The sequence below is a fragment of the Yoonia sp. MH D7 genome, assembly GCF_054439475.1.
The window spans coordinates 19,948-45,081 of record NZ_JBTJCF010000005.1; the positions used below are offsets into that span (position 1 = coordinate 19,948).

The following is a 25,134-nucleotide window of genomic DNA, read 5'->3' on the forward strand; positions in this document are numbered from 1 at the left end:
AAGAACAACCTACAACTTCGCATGTACGGCCACTTGACACTCTAAGTGCGTCAGTATGCTATAGGCAGCATGACAGATGACCCCTTTGCCACCAACCTCTCGTATGCATGCAGCCTGCTGCCATCAATTTCCGAAGTTTGTCGCCGCATTGGCATCAACCGACAGCAATTCAATAAATACCTCGCTGGATCGGTCCGCCCATCGCGCCATAATATGCGACGTATCTGCGATTTTTTTGGTGTCACTGAATCCGAAATTCTTTTAGACATAACACGATTTTCACCATTGATTTCACTCCGAAAATCGCCGCTGCGCACTTCAGAGTTACCTATGCACCTCACTGCAATAGAAAATCTGCACCGCATGTCAGGCGAGCTTGACCGCTACACAGGTTGGTATTTCCGCTATTTCTATACGTTCGGCTATCCTGGTCGAATTACCTGCTCTCTTGCGGTCATATCGGAACAAGACGGACGACATCTGTGGAAGAACGTTGAGCGGCCTGGAAATAAAGACCAGACAATAGAGCGCTTAGTCGGCAAGTACGAAGGGCTTGCTTTTCACCTTGGCCACCGCATTTACATTGTTGAGTACGACGTAATGAACACCGGTTCCATTACGCAACTCATGCTCTACCCGTCCTACTCCCCCCGTCCCGCCTATCTTCGAGGAGTACAGACAGGCGGATCAATGCGCCGCGGGCGTAAACCTGCGGCCTCAGCCGTAGTATTGGAATATCTAGGTGAAAATATCGATCTCCGCGGCGCGTTAGCACGTTGCGGTATATTTGATCCTAGCAATATCGACGACCGGATAAAGCGACTGATATCCAACCGCATGGCACCCGATGAATGGGTGTTTGAAATCGACGAGATTTAGTGCTCCATTAATGACCGGATGGATGCTGTCACCTAAACTGCGTGACTTGCTGCCAATTCACACTTTGTCCTGCGGTTTCAACGGGTCGCTGCAACACAGGCTTCAAAATTCTCTGCTGGTGTCTGATATAGCAAGGTCTTTTTTGGTCTCTCGTTGAGTTGGCGTGCGACAGCGCTGAGCTCAGCTTGGCTGAAACCAGATATATCAGTGCCTTTGGGGAAGTATTGGTTCGAAACTAGAACTACGCGGCCATTTTATATTGGTTCAATTTCATAACGGGAGTTATGCCGCCGATGCCCATATCGGGGCGGTCATTGTTGTTAGTCCACATCCATTTTGTGGCGTAATGTTACACCTCCTGATTGCTGTGAAAGATATTCACCCCGAGCCATTCATATCGCACTGCCCGATTGTACCACTCGATATAAGCGTTTTGCTGCGGTTTGCCGGGCTGGATGTAGCATAGGGTTATATGATGCTTTGACACCCATTCGACCAATTTTGAACCGACGTATTCTGGCCCTTAACACCTTCGGAATGAAGTTGATCAAAAGGCTATGATGATCGCCTGCACAGCCCTCACATAGCGCAAATACAGGTAACACACTCAAAAGCCCCAGTTCCGACGGGCCTTGGTCAAAGCAACCAGCCAATCCTCTATCTCTTCGTTCTCGTTAGCGAACAGCGGCATATACCGGTAGCAACGCCGGCTGATCGCGAACGCACGGCAGGCGAGTGCAATGCTGACACCACGCGCGGCGACTGTTTGTTGGGCCATCTCTCTCAGAAAGACGGCCTTACTACTTTTTTGCCAGCGCTTCCTTCACCAATTCATTTTGCATCGCAATATCCGCATATATCCGTTTCAGACGCGCATTCTCGGCCTGCAACTGCTTCATTCCTGAAATCAAAGATGCGTCCGTCCATGCCACCATACTTCGAACGCCATTGGTAAAACGCAGCGCTGCTCATCCCGTGCGTCCTGCACAGTTCTGAAACAGGCACCCCATTCTCGGCTTCTTTCAAGATCGAGACAATCTGGGCCGCTGAATAACGAGATTTCTTCATCGTGAATCTCCTTGGCTTATCTTGCCGCAAAAATTCTAGTTTTCAACACAACCATTTTTCGGGGGGATTACCCTTGCGACGACCGGTTGAATCCGCCCAATATTGTTCAAACGAGTATCAGCGGCGCCTGAAGCTGCACGGCTTCAAGGTCTCAATGAGCAGCAAAGGTAACTGCTACGACAATTCCATGGTTGAAACGTTCTTCAAATCCATCAAGGCTGAGCTGATCTGGCGCAACAAATGGGACACACGCCGTCAGGCAGAAGGTGCGATCTTCCAGTATATCAATGGGTTCTACAATCCGCGACGCCGTCACTCATCGCTGGGTGGTAAAAGCCCCTTGGCATTTGAACGAAAGGCCGCATAAATAAGTTGAGAGACCGGAACGTAAGCGGGACAAGACCAGTTCTGTTTGTCGTTCAGCATGATTGGCGTGCCACATTCCCCACAGGTGCACAATTCCAGTGGACCATCGGGGTTGTTGGCGTTGAACGGCTGGCGTTTCAGACCAGCCTCATTGTTTACCGCCACGTCTGCGTGGTTGAAAAATGCAACATGGGTAGTCGCTTGTCCGGTCACACTTTTGCAAACTGAACAATGGCAGGTGTGATTGTCGATTGGATCGTGTTCGGAATGGGTCTTAATGTGATCGCAACCACCTGAGTATTTATGAGACATATTGTCCCCCTTTATTGATGAAACGTTAGAATATTTGGCAATCGCATCATTGCGCCGTGCGAAGCGGTATGGGTTGATTTCGTACATCTAAGTCAAAACATGGTTCGCGGCGCTCAAAGCAGCGGGCGGGGGGCGGTCCAACGCTTCGGAAACAGATATCTCAATTGTCCTGCATAATGCATCGAGAGGCAGTCCGTTTTGAACATTGCGAAACGGCAATTCCAACTCGTTGGTCACGGCTTGCAAGCCAAAGAACACATAGGCAACGACCGCCGCAAATATTGGCGCAAACCAGCCTGTAGAATCGATGAGCGCAAAGGGCAGCAGTCCACAGTATAGGTAGGTCGTGCGGCGCACCAGCAATGAATAGACAAATGGCAGCGGTGTGGTCACGATACGTTCACATCCGGCTTGCGCCAGCGCCAAAGAAGACAGTGTTTGTGAAATGGTCATTTGACCAAAACCGCTGATGGCGTCATGTTCAATCAGCCTGCCAATTTGATCCGCCATGGACCGTAGTGCTGCATCTGCCGGATTCTTCCGCGAGATCATCGCTTCGGCTTTTTCATCACCAATCCAGTCGACTATATCAGCGCGCACATCAACACTGCGCAAGAATCCACGGTGGAGATGAGCGAAGGCGACGGCATAGGACAGTATGTGTTCTCGGTCTGCTCCTTTGCCAACAAAGACGCACATATGCCGCCCCAAATTGCGCACATCAGCAATCATTGATCCCCAAAGTTTGCGGGCTTCCCACCAGCGATCGTACGCCGCGTTATTGCGAAACCCGAGGAACAGCGACAGAGCGACGCCGAAGATGCTCATCGCGCCGATCGAGATATGCGGCAGGATGACGACGTGCTGATCCAGAAGTAAGACGATCACCGACAGCACCGCGACGCCGATGATCCTGCCCATGATTTTCGGTACAACGGATCCCTGCATAACAAAAAACAGATGAAGCGATGACGGGTGTTCTCTGACGATCATTTGGAGTCCCCAATTGTTTGTGTCGTCTTATCTTCCGCTGCTCCCAGACCCTCGCTGAGATGTTCCAGCAGCAAACGCACCTTGGGCGAGAGATGGCGGTTATGCGGATAGATCGCCCAAATGCCGTCGTCCGGTGCGCGATACTTGTCGAGTATTGGCACCAGACGACCCGCCTCAAGTTCAACCTGAACATAGTAATCCGGTAGTTGCACAATCCCGATGCCTTTTAGCGCCGCATCGACCAGTGACCAGCCGCTGTTGCAACGCAGGTTCCCTTTGACGCGGATGTGGCGAGGCTTGCCTTTTTCCTCAAACCGCCAATAGTCCAGCGTGCCTTGCAGGCAATTGTGCTGTTCCAATTCGGACAGCGCATATGGCACGCCGCGTGCGGCAAGATAGTCGGGCGAGGCGCAAACATAATGCGTGCGCGACGCTAGCCGTTTGGCCATCATCGTGCTGTCCTCAAGTTCGCCCAGACGGACCGCCAGATCATAACATTCTGCAACAAGATCAAGCATCTGGTTGCTCAGTGTCAAAGTGACCTCCAGCTCCGGATAGCGAGCAACAAACTCATTCACCAAAGGCGCAATCCGCTTCTCGCCAAAGGTTACAGGTGCCGTCAGGTTTAGCCTGCCTTTGGGGGTTTGGTGCAGGTCTGTAATCGCGCGTTCGGCCTCGGCCAACCCGTCAAGCACCTGCCTGCAGTGGTTATAGTAGATTTGCCCCGTATCCGTGATCGAGACTTTGCGGGTCGTGCGGTAAAACAGTTTAACGCCCAACCGCGATTCAAGCGCACGGATTTGGCGGCTGACCTGGGCTGTAGAAATCCCCAAACGGGTTGCGGCGGCCGTAAAGCTTTCGGTCTCCGCAACCGAGACAAATTCCGAAACCCCTTCCCAGTTGAACATTGGCGTTTCCTTTTTGATCGCGCAAAGCAGACTACAATTGTTACTGGTGCGTAATAGTGAATTACCGAATTGCTGAATTATCAACTTACTGGCAATAGCGTAAACACTCAATTATAAATCGTCACACGCGTAAATAATTCTTCCACCAAAAGCAAAGTGAGTTCTGATGACCGAAATAATCAAATCCAAAGCCGCCGTTGCCTGGGCTGTGAACGAGCCGCTGTCAATCGAAGTGATTGACGTGATGCCACCGCAAAAAGGCGAAGTGCGTATTCGCATTGTCGCAACAGGCGTCTGCCACACTGATGCGTTTACCCTGTCTGGTGACGACCCAGAGGGCTTGTTCCCCGTAATTCTTGGCCATGAAGGCGGCGGTATTGTCGAATCTATTGGCGAGGGTGTGACCAGTGTTGCGGTCGGCGACCACGTCATACCGCTTTACACGCCGGAATGTGGCGAGTGTAAGTTCTGCAAATCGGGCAAAACCAACCTGTGTCAGAAGATCCGCGAAACCCAAGGCAAAGGCCTGATGCCAGATGGCACCAGCCGGTTTTCCATGAACGGCAAGCCAATCCTGCATTACATGGGCTGCTCGACCTTTTCGGAATACACCGTGTTGCCGGAAATCTCGCTGGCAAAGGTTAACCCCGAAGCCCCGCTTGAAGAGGTTTGCCTGCTCGGGTGCGGCGTCACCACCGGCATGGGCGCAGTGATGAACACCGCCAAAGTCGAAGAAGGCGCAACAGTCGCGATTTTCGGCATGGGCGGTATCGGCTTGTCGGCAGTGATTGGTGCGGCGATGGCAAAGGCCAGCCGGATCATCGTGATCGACATAAACGAGAGCAAATTCGATCTGGCACGCAAACTGGGCGCGACGGATTTCATCAACCCCAAGGACCACGACAAGCCAATTCAGGACGTAATCATCGAACTCACTGACGGCGGCGTTGATTATTCATTCGAGTGTATCGGCAACGTCAACGTCATGCGCTCTGCGCTGGAATGCTGCCACAAGGGCTGGGGTGAATCCGTGGTGATCGGCGTTGCTGGCGCGGGTCAGGAAATCTCGACCCGTCCGTTCCAATTGGTCACGGGCCGTGTCTGGCGCGGGTCTGCGTTTGGTGGCGTCAAAGGGCGGTCTGAACTGCCAGATTACGTCGAGCGCTACATGAAGGGCGAATTTAAGCTGAATGATTTCATCACCCACACAATGGGTCTTGAGGACATCAACACCGCGTTTGAGCTGATGCACGAAGGCAAAAGCATCCGCACCGTTATCCACTTCGACAAATAAACCAAACAGGTCGCGCCCAATGTGGCGCGGCCCCTATCTAAGAAAAGGGTGCTGTATGCCACTGGAAATCACAAGTGTTAACAAAAGCTTCTGCGGCTGGACCAAACACTACACGCACCGTTCAACCTCACTGAACTGCGACATGCGGTTCGCGATTTATCTGCCGCCACAAACGGCAAACGGGCAAAAAGTGCCCGTGATTTATTGGCTGTCAGGCCTGACCTGCAATGACGAGAACTTTATGCAAAAGGCCAGTGCCCAGCGTATCGCAGCAGAGCTTGGCGTTGCGATTGTTGCTCCCGACACCAGCCCGCGCGGTGTGGATGTCGCTGATGATGAAGGCTATGATCTGGGACAGGGTGCCGGATTCTACGTGAACGCGACGCAAGCGCCGTGGAACCGCCACTATCAGATGCATGACTATGTGCTGAATGAACTCCCGCAACTGATCGAGGCCACGTTTCCGGTTAGTGACAAACGCTCGGTCTTTGGTCATTCCATGGGCGGTCATGGTGCGCTGGTTTTGGCGCTTCGCAATCCTGATACCTTCAAATCGGTTTCGGCGTTCAGCCCAATTGGCAACCCGGTCGATTGTCCTTGGGGCCAAAAAGCCTTTGCGGCATATCTAGGCAAGGACAAAGGCGCATGGGCCGATTATGATGCCAGCCTGCTGATGCGAAAGGCCAAAGGGGCTGTTCCCGCACTTGTGGATCAGGGCGAAGCTGACGATTTTCTTGAAGAGCAGTTGAAGCCGGAAACACTGGAAGCATCAGCGAAGGTCAGCGGCTATCCATTGCAGCTGAACCGGCGCGAAGGCTATGATCACAGCTACTATTTCATTGCCAGCTTCGTTGAGGATCACCTACGGTTCCACGCAAAGCACTTGGCCGCATAGCGACGAGCCGCCAAACATTGGGGAAATTGTCATGAGCAAAGCATTTACCAAAGAAGACGATGGCACCGAAAACGTTCGATTGGATGATTTACCACAAAGCCCACATCCAAACTTGGTCACCGCATCTGGTCTCGCTGCACTCAACAGCCGACTTAGTGCTCTTCAGTCGGATCTGGCAAGGCTGCGGGAGAATACTGATGAAATCGACAGCAAACTGGCCATTGCGGTGGCTCAGCGTGATGTCCGCTTTCTTGAAGGGCGCATCAGCCGTGCGATCCTCGTTGATCCCAAAAACCACGCCGCGGGCACTGTTGCTTTTGGCGCAGAGATCGAAGTTATTACTGAAGACGACAGCCGCCAGAGTTTTCGGATTGTTGGTGAGGATGAGGCAGATCCTACGCATGGCCTGATTGCCCCATATTCGCCGCTTGGGGTTGCGCTAATGGGCGCGGTGGTTGGCGACACGGTCGAATGGCAAAAACCCACCGGCATCGTTGATCTTGAGATCGTTGCGATCCGGTATGAGTAGAAAACATCGGATGATCTGTCGCGCCGAGAGGCCCAAACTGCGCGATTGTCGCGCCCAAAAAGGAATTTAGAATGAACTCCATCGCATTGATCGGGCTTTCGCTTGCATCGGTTGTATTCCTTAGCCTTGTCCATGTGCTTGCTGATCTGCTGCGGTGGAAACACCAAATGCCTCAGAAATACTGGCTGTCGTTCGCTGATGGTATCTCCATCAGTTATGTCTTTCTTGGCCTTCTGCCCAAGATCGTTGATGGGACGCTTGCCTTTCCAGAATCCCTTGGACCTATGGCGGAAATCCTGAAGCACAGCCCGTTTCTGCCGCTCCTGATCGGTCTCGTCGCGTTCTATGGAATGGAACGTTTGGTTGAAAAGCCAGTTGATGGAAGTGGCTCTCATAGTGCGACGGAAACAACCGGGTTGAGGGTCTGGATACATCTTGCATCTTACGCGTTTTACAAAGCAATCATCGGCTACCTCATCGTCCAGATGAACGATCCGGTCGCAATTGTTATTTTTGTACTCTCAATGGCGGTGCATTTTCTGGTCGTGGATTACCGGATGATGGAAATCCACAAAGGGGTCTATCAGCGTATCGGACGATGGGCGCTGACTGTCGCCATTCTTGCGGGTTGGGTGATTGGCGCGACAACTGTTATTTCGCCAATCGTGGTCACACTTTTGCTGTCGTTTCTTGCCGGCGGTATTGTCTTGGTTGTGCTCGAAGAGGAGTTTTCGCGCGAACACCCTTCGTCATTTCCTGCGTTTGTAGCAGCGGTTGCCGTTTATACCGTGGTGCAGATTTCGATTTAGCGCAGCTTAAGACTTGGCGGCATCTTTCATGGCATCGGCGCCTTTTTTCCAAAGGTTGCCTTGCCATAGCTCTTCAAGACCAGTTTCGCCGCTGACACCTTTGGTGGTCAGATAATCGAAATAAGATGTCGGCTTGTGACCCGTGAGGTTGTAGAAGTCCGGACTGCAGCGCGTGTAAAATCCGTTGGTCAGGTATTCAAAGAATTCGGCCCGTGTCGCGCCAAAGTCCGCTTCAAAATCGACCATGGATTGGGCGCGGTACTCAACGTCTTTGCCCATGGCACGACCCAAATCAGCGGCGATTTCGGACATGGATTGCGGTGCCGGGCCTGTGATATCGTAGAATTTGTTCGCGTGCCTGTCTGGCCCTTCGGATAGAACAACAGCGGCAGCTTCGGCAATATCGCGGGTGGCCACAAAGGAGTTCCGCATATCGCCCAGCGGGTTTGAGAACCAGCCTTCGCGATCAATCATCTCGCAATCAGTTTTAAGAAGATGGTTCATGAAGAAATTGTTGCGCAGGGCGGTGACGTTCAACCCTTCGTCGATCAACGCCTTTTCGCCCCACCAATAGTGTTGCAGCATCAACGGGATTCCAGCGCCGTTACGTGAAGCATGCTGGTCCGCGATATAGGACGCGGTATTCGTGTCCGCCCCCATACAGCTGATCCGCACCACATATTCGATCTGATCGCGACGCTTTCCGAGCTCTTTGCTGAAGGCAAGATGCTGTTGAAGCATTGGATCAAGGGACGCAGAGTAGACGGCGTTCACACCTTCAAGCGCGGCCTCCCACGTTTCCGGATCGGAAAGGTCGAACTTAACGACTTCATCTGCCCCCAGGGCCATTAGACTGTCGGCTTTGTTCTCGCTAAAATAACAGGCGCGTACCGTGATGGCCGCGTCCAAGGCCAGACGAGCCACTAGTTCTTTGCCAATTCGGCCCGTTGCCGAGGTAATCAGGACAGTTTGCGAGGTCATTTGGATCGCTTTCAGATATAGGATTTTCTACCAACCTGACCTGATAGATGCGAACAATCAACCGACCTTGTTACATCTACCAATGCCTGCAAAACACTTGTAGCACACGCAGTCAAATCAATTTCGTTAAATTGGATTTCATCTGCGAGATGTTGCGTAAGGGCGGTCCTATTGTTGGGTTCCTCGGTCGATGGCGCAGCAAGAAATTTCTGCAAGGGCATCCGGCAGCTTCGTCCGCGACCCGATTGTAGGAGCCGTGCACAGCGAAAGGGTGGTTTGCAATTAACACCTTATCACTGACTTCAATGGCTGCTTCGGTAAAGTGCGCTGCATTGCAGCAAAAACTCTGCTGCAAGTGCGAGTAAATGCTGCGTCAGCGAGATTGGGAAATCCTATGTCGGCTTGGTCCCGCACTCTGTGAGTTCAAGCATGGTGCAGCGAAGGTCTCCATTGACGACAACTTCAAATGAGACTTCATCACAGCATGTTCAATTGCTGTATAAATGCGCGTCGACACTCACGGCCCAAAGGCGACTTTAAGCGGCCCACAACTATGCTGCGGTGCGGCCCATGGAAGGAGACATTCGCTGCGCCTGCTAAACTAGGTGATCAGCAAATTCACACTGTGTGGACTTAGCCGACAATTGCAGCACGTGCGTTAATGTCGGGTTAGTCGGGCCGTTCAACAAACGGTCGTTTTTGGAACTTCTGCACCGGCGGTATGGTTGGCAGGATCAGCATCATCGGGCGAGCGCTTTCTCCAAAAAACTCACGACATTTTCGATCTGCTCCGCGCGTTCCTTCAACTCACCTATCTTTTGGCGCATGACGTCTCGTGCAGCTTCTGGATCACAACGGCCAGCAACAGCCTCAACGATGCTGCGAAGATCGGCCACCGACATGCCTGCCTCTCTGGCACCAGTAAAGAAGCTCAACCAGATCAGGTTATCCTTCGCATACGCTCGGTAGTTATTTGTCGCACTTTCGCCTGCGACAGAAGTGACCAATCCATTGCGTTCATAAAACCGGATCGTGTCCCGACTGACGCCAGATTTTTCTGCAAGTTCGCCAATTCGCATGGGCTATCCTAAAACCATTGACCGAAGTCTATTGTTATTTGTTGTCTTATATTCTACATGGCCTCTGAAGCGTAAAGATGCAACCGGCACTCATCTATCGGAGTTTGCCGCAACATGCGATTAGCTTTGATTTTCCCAACTGACAGGAGAAAGACCATGACCGTCAAACTCGCCATAATCTACTATTCTAGCTACGGCACCAACTATCAGATGGCCTCCATCGCGGCTGAAGCGGCAAAGGCCACCGGTGCTGATGTGCGGCTGTTGAAAGCACCCGAGACTGCCCCAGATAACGTCGTCGCCGGAGTCGATGCGTGGGAGGCACAGGCCAAAAGGAGCTCCGACATTCCCGCCGCGACTGCTGAAGATATGGAATGGGCGAATGCCTATCTCTTTTCGGCACCTACTCGCTTCGCCACCATGGCCAGCCAGATGCGCTCCTTTATCGATACGCTCGGCGGTGTCTGGGCAAAGGGCGGGTTGGCCAACAAGCCGGCGTCGGCAATGACATCCGCCCAGAACACGCATGGCGGGCAGGAAACGACCCTAGTTTCATTTTATACTACTATCATGCACTGGGGTGGGATCGTCGTCACACCGGGTTTCACCGACGAGGCTATCTACAAGACCGGCGGCAACCCCTACGGCTACAGCCACACCCAGGGCTCGGAATTCACCGAAGAGGTGAAAGCAGCCATCAGCCATCAAGCACGCCGCCTCGTTGAGATTGCCGAAAAGCTAAATTGAAGCGTCTGGTAGCTATCCCTTTCTAATGATGAGCTACGACGTTGGCACGGTCAGGATTGTTATTCGTGGCCGTGCCTGCGCTACAGATGGCGCGCTATGGTGAAGGAGCCATCCGCTCCATTTGCATAACATACGGAGACCGTTCAACAAACGAGAGTTTTTGGAACTGAAGCCCTATGGAGATTAGGATCAGCGTTCAAACCTGTTTGGATCGTTGATAATCTTGGCATGTCCATGATATCCGCCAGCTTAAAATGCCCTCGATTGCTCCATCTTAGCTTAATCGAAAAAGCGCTTCTCAAATGGAGGTCTGCCTTCTTACGGAACTCATATGACTATTTTCCACCTTGTCCTTGTCGCCATCATTCAAGGGATAACCGAATTTCTTCCGGTGTCCTCTTCGGGGCATTTGATACTCCTTCCGCACCTCACGGGTATGCAGGATCAGGGGCTTATCATCGACGTGGCAGTGCACGTTGGCACCCTTTTTGCCGTCATGCTTTTCTTCTGGCGCGATGTCGTCGCTGCATTGGTAGGTTTTGGTAGGCTGGCCCGTGGGAAGGCCGATACGCCTGGCGCAAGATTGGCCGTATTGCTGATGATCGCCACAATACCCGTGGTGTTAGTGGGCCTGGTTCTAAAAGTCTCTGGTGCTATAGAGATGATGCGTTCGGTAGCCGTAATCGGGTGGACCATGATCATCTTCGGCCTGCTGCTCTATTGGTCCGATCAACGTGGAGTGGGTGCAAAGCGAACTGGGGATTGGACATTTTTTGATGCCGTCATCGTTGGCCTCTGGCAGGCTGTCGCATTGATCCCCGGAACCTCCCGATCAGGGGCGACGATCACAGGCGCTCGCGCATTGGGATACGTCCGTGAAGATGCCGCGAAAATCTCCATGTTAATGTCGATCCCGACCATCATCGCGTCTGCAGTGCTTTTAAGTGCTGATGTTGTCTCAGTGTTTGATGCTGCGGCTACTTTGCAAGCAGGCATTGCCGCGGGCTTTGCCTTCATCGCCGCCCTCGCCGCCCTGACACTTATGATGCGGCTACTGAAAGCGGTCAGCTTTACGCCCTATGTTGTTTACCGGCTGGTATTAGGTACGGCGTTATTGATCTATGCTTACAAATGATAGCCGTGGTTTTGAGCTGGTTAGTCTATTTCTAAAACCACCGTTTTTTGATCGCTTAAACTTGACAGCCATCTTTGACCCTGTTCAGTTATTGCACCCTCCCCTGAGTGCCGCGCCATGGATTCTCAATACGCTATGGCGAGGACATTTTTGGATAACGCCACCTCCCCAAAAGGGCCGATACTGGTCAAAAACTCTTCGCGAAAACACTTTCTTTTCATTAGGAACCATCATTGTAATACTGCGTTACATCAAGAACTGCCTGAAAAATAATGGCAAATCGATGACAAACAGGAGACTGAATATGACGAAGAAAAGCTTGGCTTATTTGAGCAGTGGGCTTGCAGCTACGCTCGCGCTTAGCACCTCAATTGCGACGGCGCAGGTTACCCCAGCCCCGATTGATTCTGGTGATAACAGTTTGTTTTCGTCACGTGTGCTCTCCACTGGCCTTGATAACCCTTGGGCGATGCGCTGGGGCCCCGACGACCAGATTTGGCTAACGGAACGGACAGCTGGCGAAGTCACCCGCATCGATCCAACCACTGGCACTCAACAGGTAATGCTGACCCTTGATGACGTTTATACCGGCCCCCAACACGAAGGCCTGCTTGGCCTCGCCCTACATCCGGAACTGCTGCAAGATACAGGCAACGATTACGTCTACATCGGCTACACAGTGAATGACGGCACCGAAGCAGAGCCTGATCCTTCTGCACAAATCGTGCGCTACACCTATGACACAAACACCCAGCAGTTGGTCGACAAGACAATCTTGATCTCGGGTATGCCTGCCGGAAATGACCATAACGCGGGCCGTGTTGTCTTTGGTCCAGACGACAAGCTTTATTACTCGATTGGAGAGCAGGGTCACAACTTTGGCCGTAATCTGCGCAAACCGAATATGGCGCTTGTTTTGCCGACCGTTGACGAAGTCAGCGGCGAAGACTGGCACACCTACTCCGGCAAAATCCTGCGCCTCAACCTCGACGGTTCTATCCCAGACGACAATCCAGAGATCGACGGCGTCAAAAGTCATATCTTCAGCTATGGCCACCGCAACCCTCAGGGCCTTGCCTTTGGTGGAAACGGCCTGCTGTACGAGGCCGAGCACGGCCCGGCCACCGATGACGAGCTGAACATTATTCAGGCTGGCGGGAATTACGGCTGGCCCCGTGTGGCGGGTCTTATTGATGACGAAAACTACCTTTATATCAACTGGAGCGAAGCCCCAAATGATGTCAGTGAGAATGCTGATCCCCTGCCCGACTCTGTGCCTCAGTTCCCAGAAGCCACTTTCGAGGGTGATATGGTGAAGCCACTTGCGACCTATTTCACCGTTGATGATGATTACCCGATTGGCCAGGTCTGCGGGTACATTTGCGACCCGACCATCGCGCCATCGTCTATCCTGCCCTACACAGCGGGTGAGGACGGTATTGCCGAGTGGGACAACTCGGTTTTGCTAACTACGCTCAAGCATGGCACGCTGTACGTTCAGCATCTGTCCGATGACGGCACAGCAGCAGACGGCGATCCTGTCGCATGGCTGTCGACCCAAAACCGATATCGCGACGTGCTGGTCGGGCCCGATAACCGCGTCTTTATCGCCACAGATGCCTTTGGGTCTGCGGCGCAGAAATTTGGTGACGGGCTCAACACGTCGATCCTGCACAACCCCGGCTCCATCCTGCTCTACACATATGGAGAAGAGGGCGGGTCTGACCTTGGCCTAACCCGCAGTTCCCAGACTGTGGAGGAAGCGCGTGCATCTGGCACCGCGTCCGATAATCCCAAAGAATTTGAGGATCCCAACACCGGCAAGGATACTACGACTGACGAGGATAAAGCCGTCACAGCCGATTCTGACGTCGCGCAGGTGGCTGCGCGTGGCGGTTTCCAATTCGCGCAGACCTGTTCCACATGCCACGGTCCCGCAGGCCGCAGCGATGCAGCGGCTGTTCTGGCCGGGAATGAAAAACTCGCGGACGCGGCGTATGTTGCAACGACCGTCGTACATGGCTTTGGCTACATGCCCGCCTTTGGTAGTCAGTTGTCGGATACGGAAATCGCCGAAATTGGTACCTATATCCGTAACAGTTGGGGCAACGATTACGGCATTCTGACCACGGGCGATGCGACTGAAGCTCGATAGTCTAAAATCATACATAAGAAACCCGCCAGATACGGCGGGTTTCTTATGCGGGTGTTCCAAAAACGCTCGTTTTTGGAACATGTAAAGCCACAACACTTTAGCCCGCCAGCCCCAGCACCAATGCCAGCGATCTGTTCACGCTGACCATTGATGCGTCATCGAGGTGGCCGAAGGCGGCACCGATCTTGTCTGCCTTCACCGTCATGGGTTTGTCCAGCATGATCTGTGACGGCTTACGCAGTCCATTTTCGGGCGATGGCTCCACAGTGGGGCGCAACAGCGGTGCATCGACCAGCGTGGACGTGATCGGCAAGATCACCACCGACCCCAGATCAGCAAATTGGTCAGCCTGAATGACAAGCGCGGGACGTGGTTTTCCGTAGTCGCCTTGTAGGGCGGCCGTCACCAGATCACCGCGCCTCACTTCCACTCGTCTAAATCAGTTAGGGCGGCATCCATGAAGTCCGACAGATCCGTGTCGAGCTGATCTGCCTGCGCTACCAGCGCAGCTTGACGGCGGCACTCTGCGGCGAAGCCAGGACGGCGGGTGTCCGGCACCCAGATTTGCACGGGGCGCAACCCTGCGGCCCGCATGGTGTCGCGGCGCTTCTGGACACGTTCTGAAACAGGTGTAGGCATGACGCTCTCCTTTCGTTACATGTAACAAATGGGAAGGATGATTTCAAGCCTTCAACAAACGGTTGTTTTTGGGGGCCTTCTGAAAAAGGTTTACCTCAAAGGTTTCGTAATAATCTTACGCCCAGCATCAAGCTGGATCATACCCCCAATTTGAGTTTTGTTCCCAACGCTAAGCTCCGCGTCGGCTGGTAAGTAAATAAGCCAGCGATCCGAGGCGACAAACCCGTCGGTGTAAACAGTTCCATCTGTTGCTATAATTTCAGCCCCTTTTGGCAAAGGTTGGTTTTCAATACGATTGCCAACTGCCGCCATGCAGCTTTCGAATGCTTTGACACTGCCATCACTGTGGGTCTTCAGGGTTATCGGATGAGTAGCATCACATCGCCATTCATTCTCCAGACCTTTACCAATACCCGTCAGGCGGATATTGAGAGGAGTGTAACCCAATATGCGAAATTCTTCATCGGTTTCTGTTGTGATATAACGCTCTGCGAACAGTGCATCGGTGCCACTAATGCGTATGGGGTGAGGAAATTTAGCTTCCCTGAAGGTTTCGAAATCGTAGGGGGCATTTACTACCAGCTTAGTACCGGCTGGCATATTTATGCCTCCTATCAGGCTATTTTCAGACAGTACCGGTTCAAACTTCGTTTTAAAATCGGCTGTCTGCTGATGGAGATCATAGTGATGCCAAGCCGTGAGACAACTCATCGCCGCAAAAATGGCATAGACAAAAATACGCCATGGACCCAGCCGACGCCATGCCTTTGCGCTAAGAATGATGCGTAGTGTCCAAACTAGCCAAGCTAGAGTGGCAGCGTAGAAAGCCAATATGATCAAGATGGCTACCGGCGACAGGATAGGAATTGGTATCATAAGATGCTCCACGAATAGACCTCGTGACGAGGCCATAAGGCTTGGGCTTTCATTAGCTTCAAGATTTCAAGATGACAAATCTGCGTAACGAATAACCGATTGGAGACCCAAAAACGCTGGTTTTGAACGTGCTAAAAGGGTGGTTTTTGGGAGGGAGGATAAGCATCCGAGCCACAGCCATCGTACTTCAATCAGAACGACTTTCAGTTGCAGCATAATGTTCGAGGACGGCATCAAACTTAGAAAGTAGATCATTGACAAGCAAAGGATTACGCTCAGCAATTCTAGGCTTATTCTTCGTCGTAACTCCGACGAAGCTAATTTCGAGAGCATCCTTGCGGCGCAATATTCTGTATGAGCAGCTAATTGTTGCGCGGCCTATTTGTCTTTCGTGACAGGAAGTAAATATAGCATGGGTACCGTTGACCCAGCCCGCAGTGCGTAGGCTTTCTACAGACTGGTTTGGGACTTGTGAGGGGTCAGCCCTAAGACTGTCTGGCGGACCTGTGATATCTTCGATTTCAATGACCACCATAGGTTTGATGCGAATATCCACCAATTTGACATCGTTATCCTCGCTGAAACCAATATTTAGAGCCAAGGGCACCACAGCCTCACGTTGAAGTCTAATGTCAGTGACACTGGGCAGGTCCGAAATATCGGTGTCGCAAAAACTCCAAAGTTCATCCGAAGACAAACCCCGCACAGCAGATACTCTTCGGATATCGCTGTGAGTATTGGGAGGATCGCTAATCACAAGGCCAGTGTTCCGAAGCGCTGGTATAACAAGGGGTGCTTCGCCAAGCATGACATGCGCGAAAGGCACCCAGATGCATTTATCAAACCGTAGATTTTCTCTGAAATTTGATATTAGAACAACGCCCACAACCAGCAAAGCTAGACCGAATACAGTGTAACGAACGGTACGCAGTAAGTGGTGGAGATTGAACACGTAATCCGTCCCGTCATATTGGTTGTAGTGAGTATATTACAGTCATGGATGCATCGAAAGCCTTCCAGAAACGCTGGTTTGTGAACGTTCAGAAAGGGTCCTTTTTGGAACGTCGTGCATGTGCAGCGAACGGCGGCTTCGACGGACAGCGCCGCAATTTTCGGATTGCGTTGTAATTGGGTCTGGACCCGCATCGGCTGGCGTTCCAAAGTCTATGACCAACCCGAATATGAAAATGAAACCGTTTCATCAGGCCGTCGCGCATGGGCGCACGTTAACGCTCGATGCAAATACATGCATGATCTTGCAATAGATTGCATCAGTAGCTGATGGCCGACCTAAATACCCCCGATACCCGCGAGACGACCCTACGGACCCGCATCCGCGAAGGCGTTCCCCTCGTCGCTGCCGATCTCGCAGCCGAACTCGACACCTCCATCCATACCATTCGCCGCGATCTGATTGCGCTGGAGCGCAAAGGCCTCGTGCGACGTGTGCGCGGCGGGGCAATGCCGCTGACGGGATCAACTCCGTCCTACGCGGCTCGCGTGGGGGGGGCGGACAAGGCCCTCGTGCCGCTGGCCGCGCGTGCGGTGCGCACAATTCCCGAGACCGGAACCGTTTTTCTCGACGGGGGAACGACGCTGCTTGCTGTCGCCGGACATCTGCCGGAGAATTTTCGCGGTCTCGTCGTAACACCCGCACCGGCGGTTGCGATGGCGGCGATGGCTCGAGGCGCGCGGGTCCAGCTGATCGGCGGGGTATTGTGCCCCGAGGGGGCAATGGCGACCGGCGGTGCGGGTGTTACGACGAGACGCAGCCATGATCGCCGCCGACTTGTGCATGCTCGGAGCCTGCGGCCTGTGGCCTGTCTTTGGCCTTAGTGCGGAAGACGCAGGCGAGGCGGGCATAAAGCGGGCGATGGCGCTCGCGTCGGCGCGCACGGTCGTCGTTGCGTCGGCTGCGAAGTTCGAGCGGCGCGGTCGTCACCGCGTTCTGGCTCCGGAGGAAATCGACGCTATCGTGACGGACGCATCTCTGAATGCTGTTGCACCGTTCGCGGATGCTGGCGTGGAGGCAATCCATGTCTGATGCGATCACGCGGCCTGTCCCCCTTCGGGCAGATGCGAAATGGCGCGCCGTGGTGGCTGCCTTCACGCTGAACGGCTTGCTGTTCGGGGCCTGGGCGGCTCGCGTCCCGGCCTTCAAGGACCGGTTCGACCTCGACCCCGGAACGCTCGGCCTACTGCTGCTGGCCCTCGCAGGTGGTGCCATCGTGTCATTCCCCCTTGCTGGGGCCTTGTCAGAACGGTGGGGCACATCGCGCCTGACAGTGCGCTGCGCTTGGGGCTACGCCCCCGCTCTTGTCCTTCTCGGACTCGCGCCATCACCATTCATGCTCGGACTGGCGCTCCTGATCTTCGGCGCGTTCCATGGCGTCATGGATGTGGCGATGAACGGTTGGGGCGCGCGCGTCGAGACGCGTCTGGGCCGAAGCACAATGTCCATCTTCCACGCGATGTTCAGCCTCGGCGCAGGGCTCGGGTCGGCGAGTGGCTTCGTTGCCGTCCGCATGGAGCTGAGTTCGGTGGAGCACTTCGTCGCTATTGCCGTGATCGGCGGCGCGCTTGCGCTGGCCGTGATGATCCCGGCTTCGGGACCAGAACGGGCGGAAGCGCGCGCCGAGAACCCCAAGCCGCTCTTTGCACTGCCGTCTGGGACGCTGTTTCTTGTGGGCCTGATCGCGTTCGCCATATCCATGGGCGAAGGCGCAATGGCCGATTGGAGCGCAGTGTTCCTTCGTATCGCGGCAGAGGCAACGGACGCGCAGGCAGCGCTCGGCTATGCTACCTTCAGCGCAGCGATGGTAGTGATGCGACTGTGCGGGGGCCTGCTGGTTGAACGGTTTGGCCCGGTAGCCACCGTCCGTGCCAGCGCTTTGATTGCATTCGTGGGGCTGGCGGTCGCCATAGCGGGACAGACGGTCCCGGTCGTTCTTATTGGCTTCGCGTTGACGGGCATCGGTTATGCGGTCGTAATGCCGCTTGTGTTCTCGCGCGCGGCAAAGGATCAGACGATGGCACCCGGTCCTGCCATCGCGAGCATCGCCACGCTCGGTTATGGCGGTATGCTCCTCGGCCCACCAATTATAGGCTTTGTCGCGCAAGTTACGGGGATGCGGTTGTCGTTCGTTGTCCTCGCCGGGCTTGCCGTTCTCGCGGCTGTCTTGGCATCGAAACTACGGGTGGATGAATGACGACAGTGTTTCAGCTAGCCCATATTGCGCTCTGGACGCAAAATCTGGAGGCAGCAGCCGTTTTCTGGCGGGACTATTTCGACGCCGAGATTGGCGAGAGATACGAGAGTAGAAACCGGCCCGGTTTTGCATCGCGGTTCATCCGACTGCCGGATGAGGATGTTCGTCTGGAACTGATGGAGGGGCCGTGGGTGTCGCTCGATCCGGGAGAGACCAGTGGATGGGCTCACATTGCCTTGTCGGTGGGCACAACTGCACGGGTGGATGAATTTGCAGACCGATGCCGCTTGGATGGCTTGCTGGTTTCGGAACCACGGACGACTGGCGATGGATACTACGAGGCGGTCGTTCGCTCGCCGGATGGCACCCTCATCGAAATCATTGAGTAAGAATATCTGACATGCCTGCACACGACGAAGCTACCTTGCAATTTTATACTGATTTTGGGTCGCAATAATGGCTAAACGGTCAACTTGATCTTGTGGCGACAGGAGGTCTTATCTTGTTCCAAAAACCCTCGTTATTGACACGGTCGCAAACCACCCCGATTTCTGCTGTCAAAGACCCCTTCCAAAACCCAAGAGGTTGTTGAACGTTTGTGGCGAGGTTACCATAGCTCCACCGATTGGTAAAGTCGTCGTGACGGTTCCCTCAATAGTCATCTATTTCAACGTGGCCGTTGGCTTCATATTCAGCGATGAAAAAACGCGCGCCGAGGTTGTCGTTCGGGCAAATCGCATACAGCTTGCGCCAGATAGCGACCGCCTCTTCCAGCGTGTCATCGCGCGGATCAGCAACTAATGCCAAGGACAGTGAGTGCAAGGCTCTCATATAGGGGCGGGTTTCAAGTTGTCCCCAGAAATGAAAGTCCTCGTTGGGAGCGGCAAGAATTTCATTGTCGAACAATTCGTCGCCAATGCGAACGCCCTCTCTTAAAAGAGCAATCTTCTCCGCAAGTGTTGCTGCAGTACGTGAAAGGATAACGTAGCTGTCAATTGCGTTCGGCTCACGATCCAAAACGTCGCGGGCACATCGTGCTGCATTATCGAAATCGCCTAACTGAATATATTCCCAGCCATCATCCTCAATGTCTTGCCAATCTATCACTCGGTTGATCCTCCTTTTAACATTGTTGTAGATGCAGGTTTTGCGGGCTCAATCTCATCAGAGCCTTCTGGCTTTGAAAGCCCACTATTATTGGGATGAAGGCGTAAGCCGAGCTTGTCTCGCGAGCTCTCTAACAGCGAAAGCGCTTTGCCCATGTTTAGTGCTTTAGTCATGTGACATCCCTTTTCTAAAACGCTTGCTCAAGCCTATTGACCGTTGGCGACTGGAATCATGCTATAGTCTCATTACCCTAAAGATGAATGCGAAGATTGCATTACCAGCATGAACCACATCAAGCGGCATATCGGCCCACTGCTGCCGTTCGCGAGGGTACTCGAATGTCAAGCCAACTCGAATTGCGGACTTTCGTGCAGGGCGCAGCACTTCAGCCAATTTGAACTCACAGAGTGCGGGACTTAGCGACCTTTTATTTCTTAGGAGGTATCGTTAAGCTTGAGCGGATAATTCGTCGAAAAAGGGCTATGTTGTGCATTCTCAATTGTCGTTCTGGGTTTACAGAGCTTGCATAACGCTTGTTCTTTTAGCGTCATTCAAAAGCGCTCAATTTATGTATGAAATGTTCTCTGAAGCTAGTGCAGGTATCTTGGCGGCAGAAGGATATAACGCGGTTTGGGCAAATGCTCTTTGGTCTTCTTTGAGTACACCCGCTTTATTGTTTTTAATAACTTTTTCCCTTGTCTGCCGATCCGGTGCGTCTGTGTGGCTTGTTGCATGGTTGTTCTTGTCAGAAGCAGTACCTGTACTTTTCACAAGCATTGAAAACGCGGCTGGCGGCGTCCTGATTTTTCTTCTTTCGACAGTGTTTATTGTGGTACTCATTGTCACGAGCGCCTTAGCTTTTTTGATTAGGTCTGGCGAAATTCGCAAGCCATAGTCAGACGTGCAATTAAAGCAGACGCGATATTGCCTAAGAAGTAGTCTGGGTTCTCTGTGGCCATTCGATCGGTTGCAGCATGTTCGCATCAGGGCGCACCAACACTGGCAAGGACGGCCCATTGCTGCCTTTCGTCTCTACCATCGATTGCTGCGGCGCAGCCCGTCAGACCGGACATTGGCTGCGCGTGCTAAATCCGTGGATGGTCGAGCTCACACACTGCGGACTTAGCGACCTTTGACCTTAATAGAACCAATGACTACTTTCGTGAAACGGGAATCTGATCCGATGTATTTTGTACGCTCCGAAAACAGTGGTTTACGGAGCGTCGTGCGAATGCCGTGAAAGCGGTCATTGATAGCGACCACTTCCGCTGTGGTCACTTAGGTAGCAGAGAACTTTTCATGCTGCTGCAGCTCAGTTCCTTTAACTTTGGTACCCATCATATTGATCGTCTTCGTTCACGAGGAATACAATTTCGTGCAAGGCCTTTGTCTTGAACTCCTGCGTTTCACCGGCTTTGGTAATCCGAATGGTGTCATTCCCGATGTAACGATAGGCAGGTTCACCGTGGGGCGCGCATTCTTTTAGGGGCTGCTCAACCATAACAAGGTGGTCTTGATCAATCTGGAATTCGATTTCAAAATCACTTTGAGACGCTTTCATCTTAAGGGTTTTCGCATAAGCCAAACCAAGCTTGCTCTCGCTCGCCGGAACCATATCCTCAATCGCGCCCGTCATCGTCAGACCTTCGGGGTTGAAGACCGGATCAATGACGACGCCGTCCTTTGAGAATACCCAGCAATTGATTTGCAGATCACCTTCGCGCGGAACCATGATAGAATAATCCACCGAATATTTAGGCGTGTGCAGTTTGCCCCAATACCAATTGCGTAGCCCGGCGGACATCGGTTTCGTGCCCCAGTTATGGTCGTGATAGCCGCTGCCTTTTACAGCAGTCTCTACGCCGTCTTTGACAATCACCCCCTCAACGCGGCCTTGCGGAACTGCGATCGTCCACCCCATAGGCGCGATCGCCATTTCTTCTGGGGTTTTGCCAATCACCCAATGCGGGAAGTCTTTGTTGAGTTTTAGATGAAAACCGTGGCCATTGCTCATCGCCTGAAATTCGAAGTGATCACCGTGGTCGACGCAGAAATCACCCCCCATTCGTGCATCACATTTATCGTATGAAACGCTGACTTGATCGTCAGAATAGCGGACCAGTTCAGTAATTTCACGTCCATCAGGCGCGTAAATGTTCAAGCGGACAGTTGGCTGGCGAGGTGACACACGGGTGTCATTGGTTGAATACATTACAACCACATGGTCGCCGGAATCCAGTTCTGCATCAAAATACCACCATTCAAAATCAGTCGCGCGGTTTTCCATCGGAAACGGCAGATGCATTGCGTCGTGTGTCAAAAATTTGGTCATATCTGTATCCTCTAAATGATCGCCTCTATGCTAAGTTGGCTAGACTTTGCGGCCCAAAAGCTTGTTGTATTTGGATAGGAACAAGTCCTCGCCCTTCATTTTTCGGGTTAAGAGATTCCCCGCAGTGAAAAAACCTAGAAAGGAATTACCCAACTTAGGCCCCAGCGGTACAAGGAACGGCGCCTTCGGACCCCATGACTTGTAGGGCGGCAAGTCCTCTACCTTTTGGCCTTTTAACAAACCCTTTAGCGATGTCTTTAGCCACGTCACTTGACGGCCTGCACCAACGATGGTCATCGCATCACCCATCTGTGCCGCATCACCTGCTGCGAAGATGTTTGCAATGCTCGATGGGCGCATCCATGCATCCGTCGCAATACGATCAGCGCGTCCAGTCTTTGCTCCGGGTAGCGATTGCAACAAAGTCGATGTGGCATGGCCGCCGATGGCAGGGAAAATCAAGTCAGCCGAGATTTCATCCCCATTCGAAAGGGCAAGCGTGCCCGCATAAGGCTCTGTAAGGCTTTGCAAGTTTTCAGCGCGTGTACCTAAAGTTACCACGACACCCGTCCCCCGTAATTTTCTGGTCAATTCACGGCCCAGTTTAGGTGGGTGATGTGGGAACAAATTAACGTCGCTTGAAATCAGATTAACTGTCTTGTCTGGAAAAGCATGAGCGATCTCGCCAGCAAGCTCTACTCCGACGGCTCCTGCACCAATGATTGCCACGGTTTTGGCCTGCAGGAGTTTTGCGTTTACCAGCGCATTTGCAGCACGTAGGGCATCAATATCCCCGCCATTTGGTTTAAGCGGGACAGCGTTGCGCGATCCGGTTGCGACCACAATGTAGTCAGCGGCGATCTTTTCACCCGAAGCGAGTACCACTTCAGTTTCAGAGAGCGACTGTGCTGCCGCCTGAACGACGCGGCCACGCTTTAAAAGCCCATCGTATGGGATAAGCGCACGATCCAGGATTGCCGGATCAACAATGGCCCTAATCATCGCAGGCGCATGAACAAAGTGACTGTTTTGCTCAATAAGCGTTACTTCGGCGACGTCATCCAATGACTTTGCAAGGTCTGCCCCAACATACCCGCCGCCAATAATCGCAATCCGATGAGACATGATTTCGTCCTTCTAAGTGCCGTTTGTTGCATTCTTCTTTGAGTCACTACATAAAGGCAATATTAACGAAAAACAATAGACCATGGTCCACGGTTTGGAGGGAATATGCAAATAGGTGAATTGTCGGAAAAGTCTGGCCTTAGCCGTGATACGATCCGGTTATACGAAAAGAACGGCTTGATCTCGTCTTCCGCTGGGCAAAGTTTGACCAACAACTATCGAAACTACAGCGATGATGTCTTGTTGCAGCTGCAATTCGTAAGCGCCGCGCGCGAGGCGGGCATATCAATTGCTGATTTGCGCGAACTTATGAAGGCTTTCTTTGACAGTTGTGATCCGTCCGAAGCCGAGAATGTGATCGTCGCTAAAACCGCCGAACTCAAAGATCGGATAGCTCAGATCGAAAACGTGGTCGCGTTTCTTGCTGCCGCATTGGTTAAGGTACGTGGCGGTTTAGATGAAAGTTGAAGCATGTCGGGCGTGTCAGCTACACTCGTTTTGGCACGCTGCAAGCACCCTCTTTTACGCTATCAAAAACACATTTCAAAACGCAAGCCGCTGTTGAACTTTTTTCCCTCTCCTGCGTTAGCGGACACTCGTGCTCTGCGCAGCATCGGTCATTCTGGGCTCGCAGCCGTCATTAGATGGATCGCAGCATCTGACCAGTAGGGCGCTGTCGCCACCAGCATTCCCGGCCCTTAGCCGACGTTGGTCGGGATTGTTGCCGCCGACGTGCAGCTTCCCAAAAGCAGTCATTGGTAAAAAAGACTTTTGATCATTCATGTTGGTAGCGCGTTTTTATATATTCACGCAAATGAACCTTAAAGTCAGCCGTCAGTTTGCTTTTCTCGCGGTTCGCTAGCGTAATCATACTTACTATTTGCTCGCGAGCAGGCATGGGAATTTGCACAATCGCCAAACCATCTTGGAAATTTGCGCGAACAGCATAGCGGGGCAGAACCGTTAAACAGTCTGTGCTTCTGAGCAATTCCATTACGGCGCCTGCGGACTCGCTTTGGAAGGCCAGGCGCAAATTTCTGATACCCAGAAACTTGAGTGCCTCTTCCATATCATATCGCAACAGGCTCCGATCCGAGTGCCCTATCCATGTGACATCTGTAAGGTCAGCCGCAGAAACTGCGACTTTCTCCGTAAGGGGATGCTTGATCCGGCCCACGATGACATGCGCATCTGTAAACAGCGGTTCCAGCTGAAACTCTGGGTTTCCTGCCTCAACAAACTTTGCCGGACCGATGATGATGTCGATTTGGTTTTGAAAAATACGTTCATGCAATCCGGCAAGATAGTCGGGCACAAGGTCAACACGGATTTCCGGACGTGCAGCAATAAAGCTTGCGATCGCCTCTGAAACCAAACGTTGGCATAAAAAAGGTGGTGCCCCAATTTTAAGGACACCAAAAAACCCTCTTGTACCAAAGTCCACCAGCTCTGCGGCTCGAAGCCGCGCAGTTCTGATGGTACGTCCTTGATCGGCGAGCTCTGCCCCTAAAGCCGTTGGTCTAAGGGGGCGACTGGACCTTTCGAAAAGCAGCATCCCTGCCCGAGTTTCGAGATTGCTAATCATTCGGCTTAACGTCGGTTGCGATGTGCCCAACTGTCTGGCGGCTTCGAGCAAAGTGCCAGAGACCACAATTACCGAAAGCTGTTCCAAGTGTCGGGGATCAATTAACATATC

Annotated in this window: 29 protein-coding genes and 3 pseudogenes; 15 read left to right on the forward strand and 17 right to left on the reverse strand. The window is 52.8% G+C overall.

Going from position 1 to position 25,134, the window contains the following annotated elements:
• The first annotated feature begins 69 nt into the window (after positions 1–69).
• The gene (locus tag ACXLHR_RS18465) at positions 70–879 is read left to right on the forward strand and encodes a helix-turn-helix domain-containing protein (protein WP_458792944.1); all 810 of its coding nucleotides are present in this window, start codon (positions 70–72) and stop codon (positions 877–879) included.
• Positions 880–956: 77 nt separating this feature from the next.
• On the opposite strand, the pseudogene ACXLHR_RS18470 reads toward ACXLHR_RS18465, so the two are convergent.
• Positions 957–1,106, reverse strand: a pseudogene (locus ACXLHR_RS18470) (IS30 family transposase); the annotation flags it as partial.
• 14 nt (positions 1,107–1,120) lie between these two features.
• Positions 1,121–1,947 (reverse strand): annotated as a pseudogene (locus tag ACXLHR_RS18475) (transposase).
• A gap of 94 nt (positions 1,948–2,041) precedes the next feature.
• Here ACXLHR_RS18475 and ACXLHR_RS18480 point away from each other — a divergent pair.
• Positions 2,042–2,314, forward strand: a pseudogene (locus ACXLHR_RS18480) (IS3 family transposase); the annotation flags it as partial.
• Here the strand turns inward: ACXLHR_RS18480 and ACXLHR_RS18485 are convergent.
• From ACXLHR_RS18485 to ACXLHR_RS18495, 3 genes are read right to left on the reverse strand one after another with little or no spacing between them, the layout of a single operon-like run.
• A complete protein-coding gene (locus ACXLHR_RS18485; protein ID WP_458792945.1) occupies positions 2,260–2,712 on the reverse strand; it encodes a GFA family protein in 453 nt (150 codons plus the stop codon). The pseudogene ACXLHR_RS18480 and the gene ACXLHR_RS18485 overlap by 55 nt on opposite strands.
• The gene (locus ACXLHR_RS18490) at positions 2,713–3,618 is read right to left on the reverse strand and encodes a bestrophin family protein (protein ID WP_458792946.1); all 906 of its coding nucleotides are present in this window, start codon (positions 3,616–3,618) and stop codon (positions 2,713–2,715) included. It lies immediately after the preceding gene.
• A complete protein-coding gene (locus tag ACXLHR_RS18495; RefSeq protein WP_458792947.1) occupies positions 3,615–4,526 on the reverse strand; it encodes a LysR family transcriptional regulator in 912 nt (303 codons plus the stop codon). Before ACXLHR_RS18495 ends, ACXLHR_RS18490 begins: the two co-directional genes overlap by 4 nt.
• 178 nt (positions 4,527–4,704) lie before the next feature.
• Between ACXLHR_RS18495 and ACXLHR_RS18500 the strand changes: the two genes are divergently transcribed.
• The 4 genes from ACXLHR_RS18500 to ACXLHR_RS18515 all read left to right on the forward strand — a co-directional run bounded on the left by ACXLHR_RS18500 (position 4,705) and on the right by ACXLHR_RS18515 (position 8,053).
• The gene (locus tag ACXLHR_RS18500; protein WP_458793063.1) at positions 4,705–5,820 is read left to right on the forward strand and encodes an S-(hydroxymethyl)glutathione dehydrogenase/class III alcohol dehydrogenase; all 1,116 of its coding nucleotides are present in this window, start codon (positions 4,705–4,707) and stop codon (positions 5,818–5,820) included.
• A 61-nt stretch (positions 5,821–5,881) separates the two neighbouring features.
• Positions 5,882–6,715: an S-formylglutathione hydrolase gene (gene fghA / locus ACXLHR_RS18505; protein WP_458793064.1), complete on the forward strand. Its 834-nt coding sequence runs from the start codon at positions 5,882–5,884 to the stop codon at positions 6,713–6,715.
• Positions 6,716–6,746: 31 nt separating this feature from the next.
• Complete coding sequence (locus tag ACXLHR_RS18510) at positions 6,747–7,244, forward strand: GreA/GreB family elongation factor (RefSeq protein ID WP_458792948.1); 498 nt, start codon at positions 6,747–6,749, stop codon at positions 7,242–7,244.
• A 71-nt stretch (positions 7,245–7,315) separates the two neighbouring features.
• A complete protein-coding gene (locus ACXLHR_RS18515) occupies positions 7,316–8,053 on the forward strand; it encodes a hypothetical protein (protein WP_458792949.1) in 738 nt (245 codons plus the stop codon).
• 6 nt (positions 8,054–8,059) lie between these two features.
• On the opposite strand, the gene ACXLHR_RS18520 is transcribed toward ACXLHR_RS18515, so the two are convergent.
• Together ACXLHR_RS18520 and ACXLHR_RS18525 are read right to left on the reverse strand one after the other, a co-directional pair.
• Positions 8,060–9,034, reverse strand: a complete 975-nt coding sequence (locus ACXLHR_RS18520; RefSeq protein ID WP_458792950.1) for an NmrA family NAD(P)-binding protein — start codon at positions 9,032–9,034, stop codon at positions 8,060–8,062.
• Between the two features lie 740 nt (positions 9,035–9,774).
• Entirely contained in the window at positions 9,775–10,113 is a 339-nt protein-coding gene (locus ACXLHR_RS18525) for a MerR family transcriptional regulator (protein ID WP_458792951.1), read from the reverse strand.
• Positions 10,114–10,269: 156 nt separating this feature from the next.
• Here ACXLHR_RS18525 and wrbA point away from each other — a divergent pair, with 156 nt between their 5' ends.
• From wrbA to ACXLHR_RS18540, 3 genes are all read left to right on the forward strand, one after another.
• The gene (wrbA, locus tag ACXLHR_RS18530) at positions 10,270–10,860 is read left to right on the forward strand and encodes an NAD(P)H:quinone oxidoreductase (RefSeq protein WP_458792952.1); all 591 of its coding nucleotides are present in this window, start codon (positions 10,270–10,272) and stop codon (positions 10,858–10,860) included.
• Positions 10,861–11,191: 331 nt separating this feature from the next.
• Complete coding sequence (locus tag ACXLHR_RS18535; protein WP_458792953.1) at positions 11,192–11,995, forward strand: undecaprenyl-diphosphate phosphatase; 804 nt, start codon at positions 11,192–11,194, stop codon at positions 11,993–11,995.
• A gap of 304 nt (positions 11,996–12,299) precedes the next feature.
• Complete coding sequence (locus ACXLHR_RS18540) at positions 12,300–14,150, forward strand: glucose/sorbosone family PQQ-dependent dehydrogenase (RefSeq protein ID WP_458792954.1); 1,851 nt, start codon at positions 12,300–12,302, stop codon at positions 14,148–14,150.
• A gap of 97 nt (positions 14,151–14,247) precedes the next feature.
• On the opposite strand, the gene ACXLHR_RS18545 is transcribed toward ACXLHR_RS18540, so the two are convergent.
• The 4 genes from ACXLHR_RS18545 to ACXLHR_RS18560 all read right to left on the reverse strand — a co-directional run bounded on the left by ACXLHR_RS18545 (position 14,248) and on the right by ACXLHR_RS18560 (position 16,473).
• Positions 14,248–14,574 (reverse strand): type II toxin-antitoxin system PemK/MazF family toxin, encoded by a 327-nt coding sequence (locus tag ACXLHR_RS18545; RefSeq protein ID WP_458792955.1) that lies wholly within the window; start codon positions 14,572–14,574, stop codon positions 14,248–14,250.
• Entirely contained in the window at positions 14,571–14,789 is a 219-nt protein-coding gene (locus tag ACXLHR_RS18550; RefSeq protein ID WP_458792956.1) for an antitoxin MazE family protein, read from the reverse strand. The genes ACXLHR_RS18545 and ACXLHR_RS18550 overlap by 4 nt, the downstream gene beginning before the upstream one ends.
• Before the next feature lie 90 nt (positions 14,790–14,879).
• A complete protein-coding gene (locus ACXLHR_RS18555) occupies positions 14,880–15,665 on the reverse strand; it encodes a hypothetical protein (protein WP_458792957.1) in 786 nt (261 codons plus the stop codon).
• A gap of 187 nt (positions 15,666–15,852) precedes the next feature.
• Entirely contained in the window at positions 15,853–16,473 is a 621-nt protein-coding gene (locus tag ACXLHR_RS18560) for a hypothetical protein (RefSeq protein WP_458792958.1), read from the reverse strand.
• Between the two features lie 473 nt (positions 16,474–16,946).
• Here ACXLHR_RS18560 and ACXLHR_RS18565 point away from each other — a divergent pair, with 473 nt between their 5' ends.
• Genes ACXLHR_RS18565 through ACXLHR_RS18580 form a run of 4 tightly spaced genes read left to right on the forward strand, consistent with a single transcriptional unit; the run spans position 16,947 to position 19,263 of the window.
• Positions 16,947–17,501, forward strand: a complete 555-nt coding sequence (locus ACXLHR_RS18565) for a DeoR family transcriptional regulator (RefSeq protein WP_458792959.1) — start codon at positions 16,947–16,949, stop codon at positions 17,499–17,501.
• Positions 17,461–17,709 carry a hypothetical protein gene (locus ACXLHR_RS18570; protein WP_458792960.1) on the forward strand — a complete coding sequence of 83 codons (249 nt, stop codon included), beginning with the start codon at positions 17,461–17,463 and terminating at the stop codon, positions 17,707–17,709. Before ACXLHR_RS18565 ends, ACXLHR_RS18570 begins: the two co-directional genes overlap by 41 nt.
• Positions 17,702–18,874 carry an MFS transporter gene (locus tag ACXLHR_RS18575; protein ID WP_458792961.1) on the forward strand — a complete coding sequence of 391 codons (1,173 nt, stop codon included), beginning with the start codon at positions 17,702–17,704 and terminating at the stop codon, positions 18,872–18,874. Before ACXLHR_RS18570 ends, ACXLHR_RS18575 begins: the two co-directional genes overlap by 8 nt.
• Entirely contained in the window at positions 18,871–19,263 is a 393-nt protein-coding gene (locus ACXLHR_RS18580) for a VOC family protein (RefSeq protein WP_458792962.1), read from the forward strand. Before ACXLHR_RS18575 ends, ACXLHR_RS18580 begins: the two co-directional genes overlap by 4 nt.
• A gap of 262 nt (positions 19,264–19,525) precedes the next feature.
• Here ACXLHR_RS18580 and ACXLHR_RS18585 read toward each other — a convergent pair whose 3' ends face one another.
• The 3 genes from ACXLHR_RS18585 to ACXLHR_RS18595 all read right to left on the reverse strand — a co-directional run bounded on the left by ACXLHR_RS18585 (position 19,526) and on the right by ACXLHR_RS18595 (position 20,821).
• On the reverse strand, positions 19,526–19,981 hold the full coding sequence (locus ACXLHR_RS18585; protein ID WP_458792963.1) for a hypothetical protein: 456 nt from the start codon (positions 19,979–19,981) through the stop codon (positions 19,526–19,528).
• Positions 19,978–20,154 (reverse strand): hypothetical protein, encoded by a 177-nt coding sequence (locus ACXLHR_RS18590; RefSeq protein WP_458792964.1) that lies wholly within the window; start codon positions 20,152–20,154, stop codon positions 19,978–19,980. Before ACXLHR_RS18590 ends, ACXLHR_RS18585 begins: the two co-directional genes overlap by 4 nt.
• Positions 20,155–20,542: 388 nt before the next feature.
• On the reverse strand, positions 20,543–20,821 hold the full coding sequence (locus ACXLHR_RS18595; RefSeq protein ID WP_458792965.1) for a hypothetical protein: 279 nt from the start codon (positions 20,819–20,821) through the stop codon (positions 20,543–20,545).
• 134 nt (positions 20,822–20,955) lie between these two features.
• On the opposite strand from ACXLHR_RS18595, the gene ACXLHR_RS18600 reads away from it, so the two are divergent.
• Entirely contained in the window at positions 20,956–21,117 is a 162-nt protein-coding gene (locus ACXLHR_RS18600; RefSeq protein ID WP_458792966.1) for a hypothetical protein, read from the forward strand.
• Positions 21,118–21,302: 185 nt separating this feature from the next.
• On the opposite strand, the gene ACXLHR_RS18605 is transcribed toward ACXLHR_RS18600, so the two are convergent.
• Positions 21,303–22,313 (reverse strand): hypothetical protein, encoded by a 1,011-nt coding sequence (locus ACXLHR_RS18605; RefSeq protein WP_458792967.1) that lies wholly within the window; start codon positions 22,311–22,313, stop codon positions 21,303–21,305.
• Positions 22,314–22,352: 39 nt separating this feature from the next.
• Positions 22,353–23,438: an NAD(P)/FAD-dependent oxidoreductase gene (locus ACXLHR_RS18610; protein ID WP_458792968.1), complete on the reverse strand. Its 1,086-nt coding sequence runs from the start codon at positions 23,436–23,438 to the stop codon at positions 22,353–22,355.
• A gap of 105 nt (positions 23,439–23,543) precedes the next feature.
• On the opposite strand from ACXLHR_RS18610, the gene ACXLHR_RS18615 reads away from it, so the two are divergent.
• A complete protein-coding gene (locus ACXLHR_RS18615) occupies positions 23,544–23,906 on the forward strand; it encodes a MerR family transcriptional regulator (protein ID WP_458792969.1) in 363 nt (120 codons plus the stop codon).
• Positions 23,907–24,213: 307 nt separating this feature from the next.
• Here ACXLHR_RS18615 and ACXLHR_RS18620 read toward each other — a convergent pair whose 3' ends face one another.
• A complete protein-coding gene (locus tag ACXLHR_RS18620; protein ID WP_458792970.1) occupies positions 24,214–25,131 on the reverse strand; it encodes a LysR family transcriptional regulator in 918 nt (305 codons plus the stop codon).
• Between the last annotated feature and the right edge of the window lie 3 nt (positions 25,132–25,134).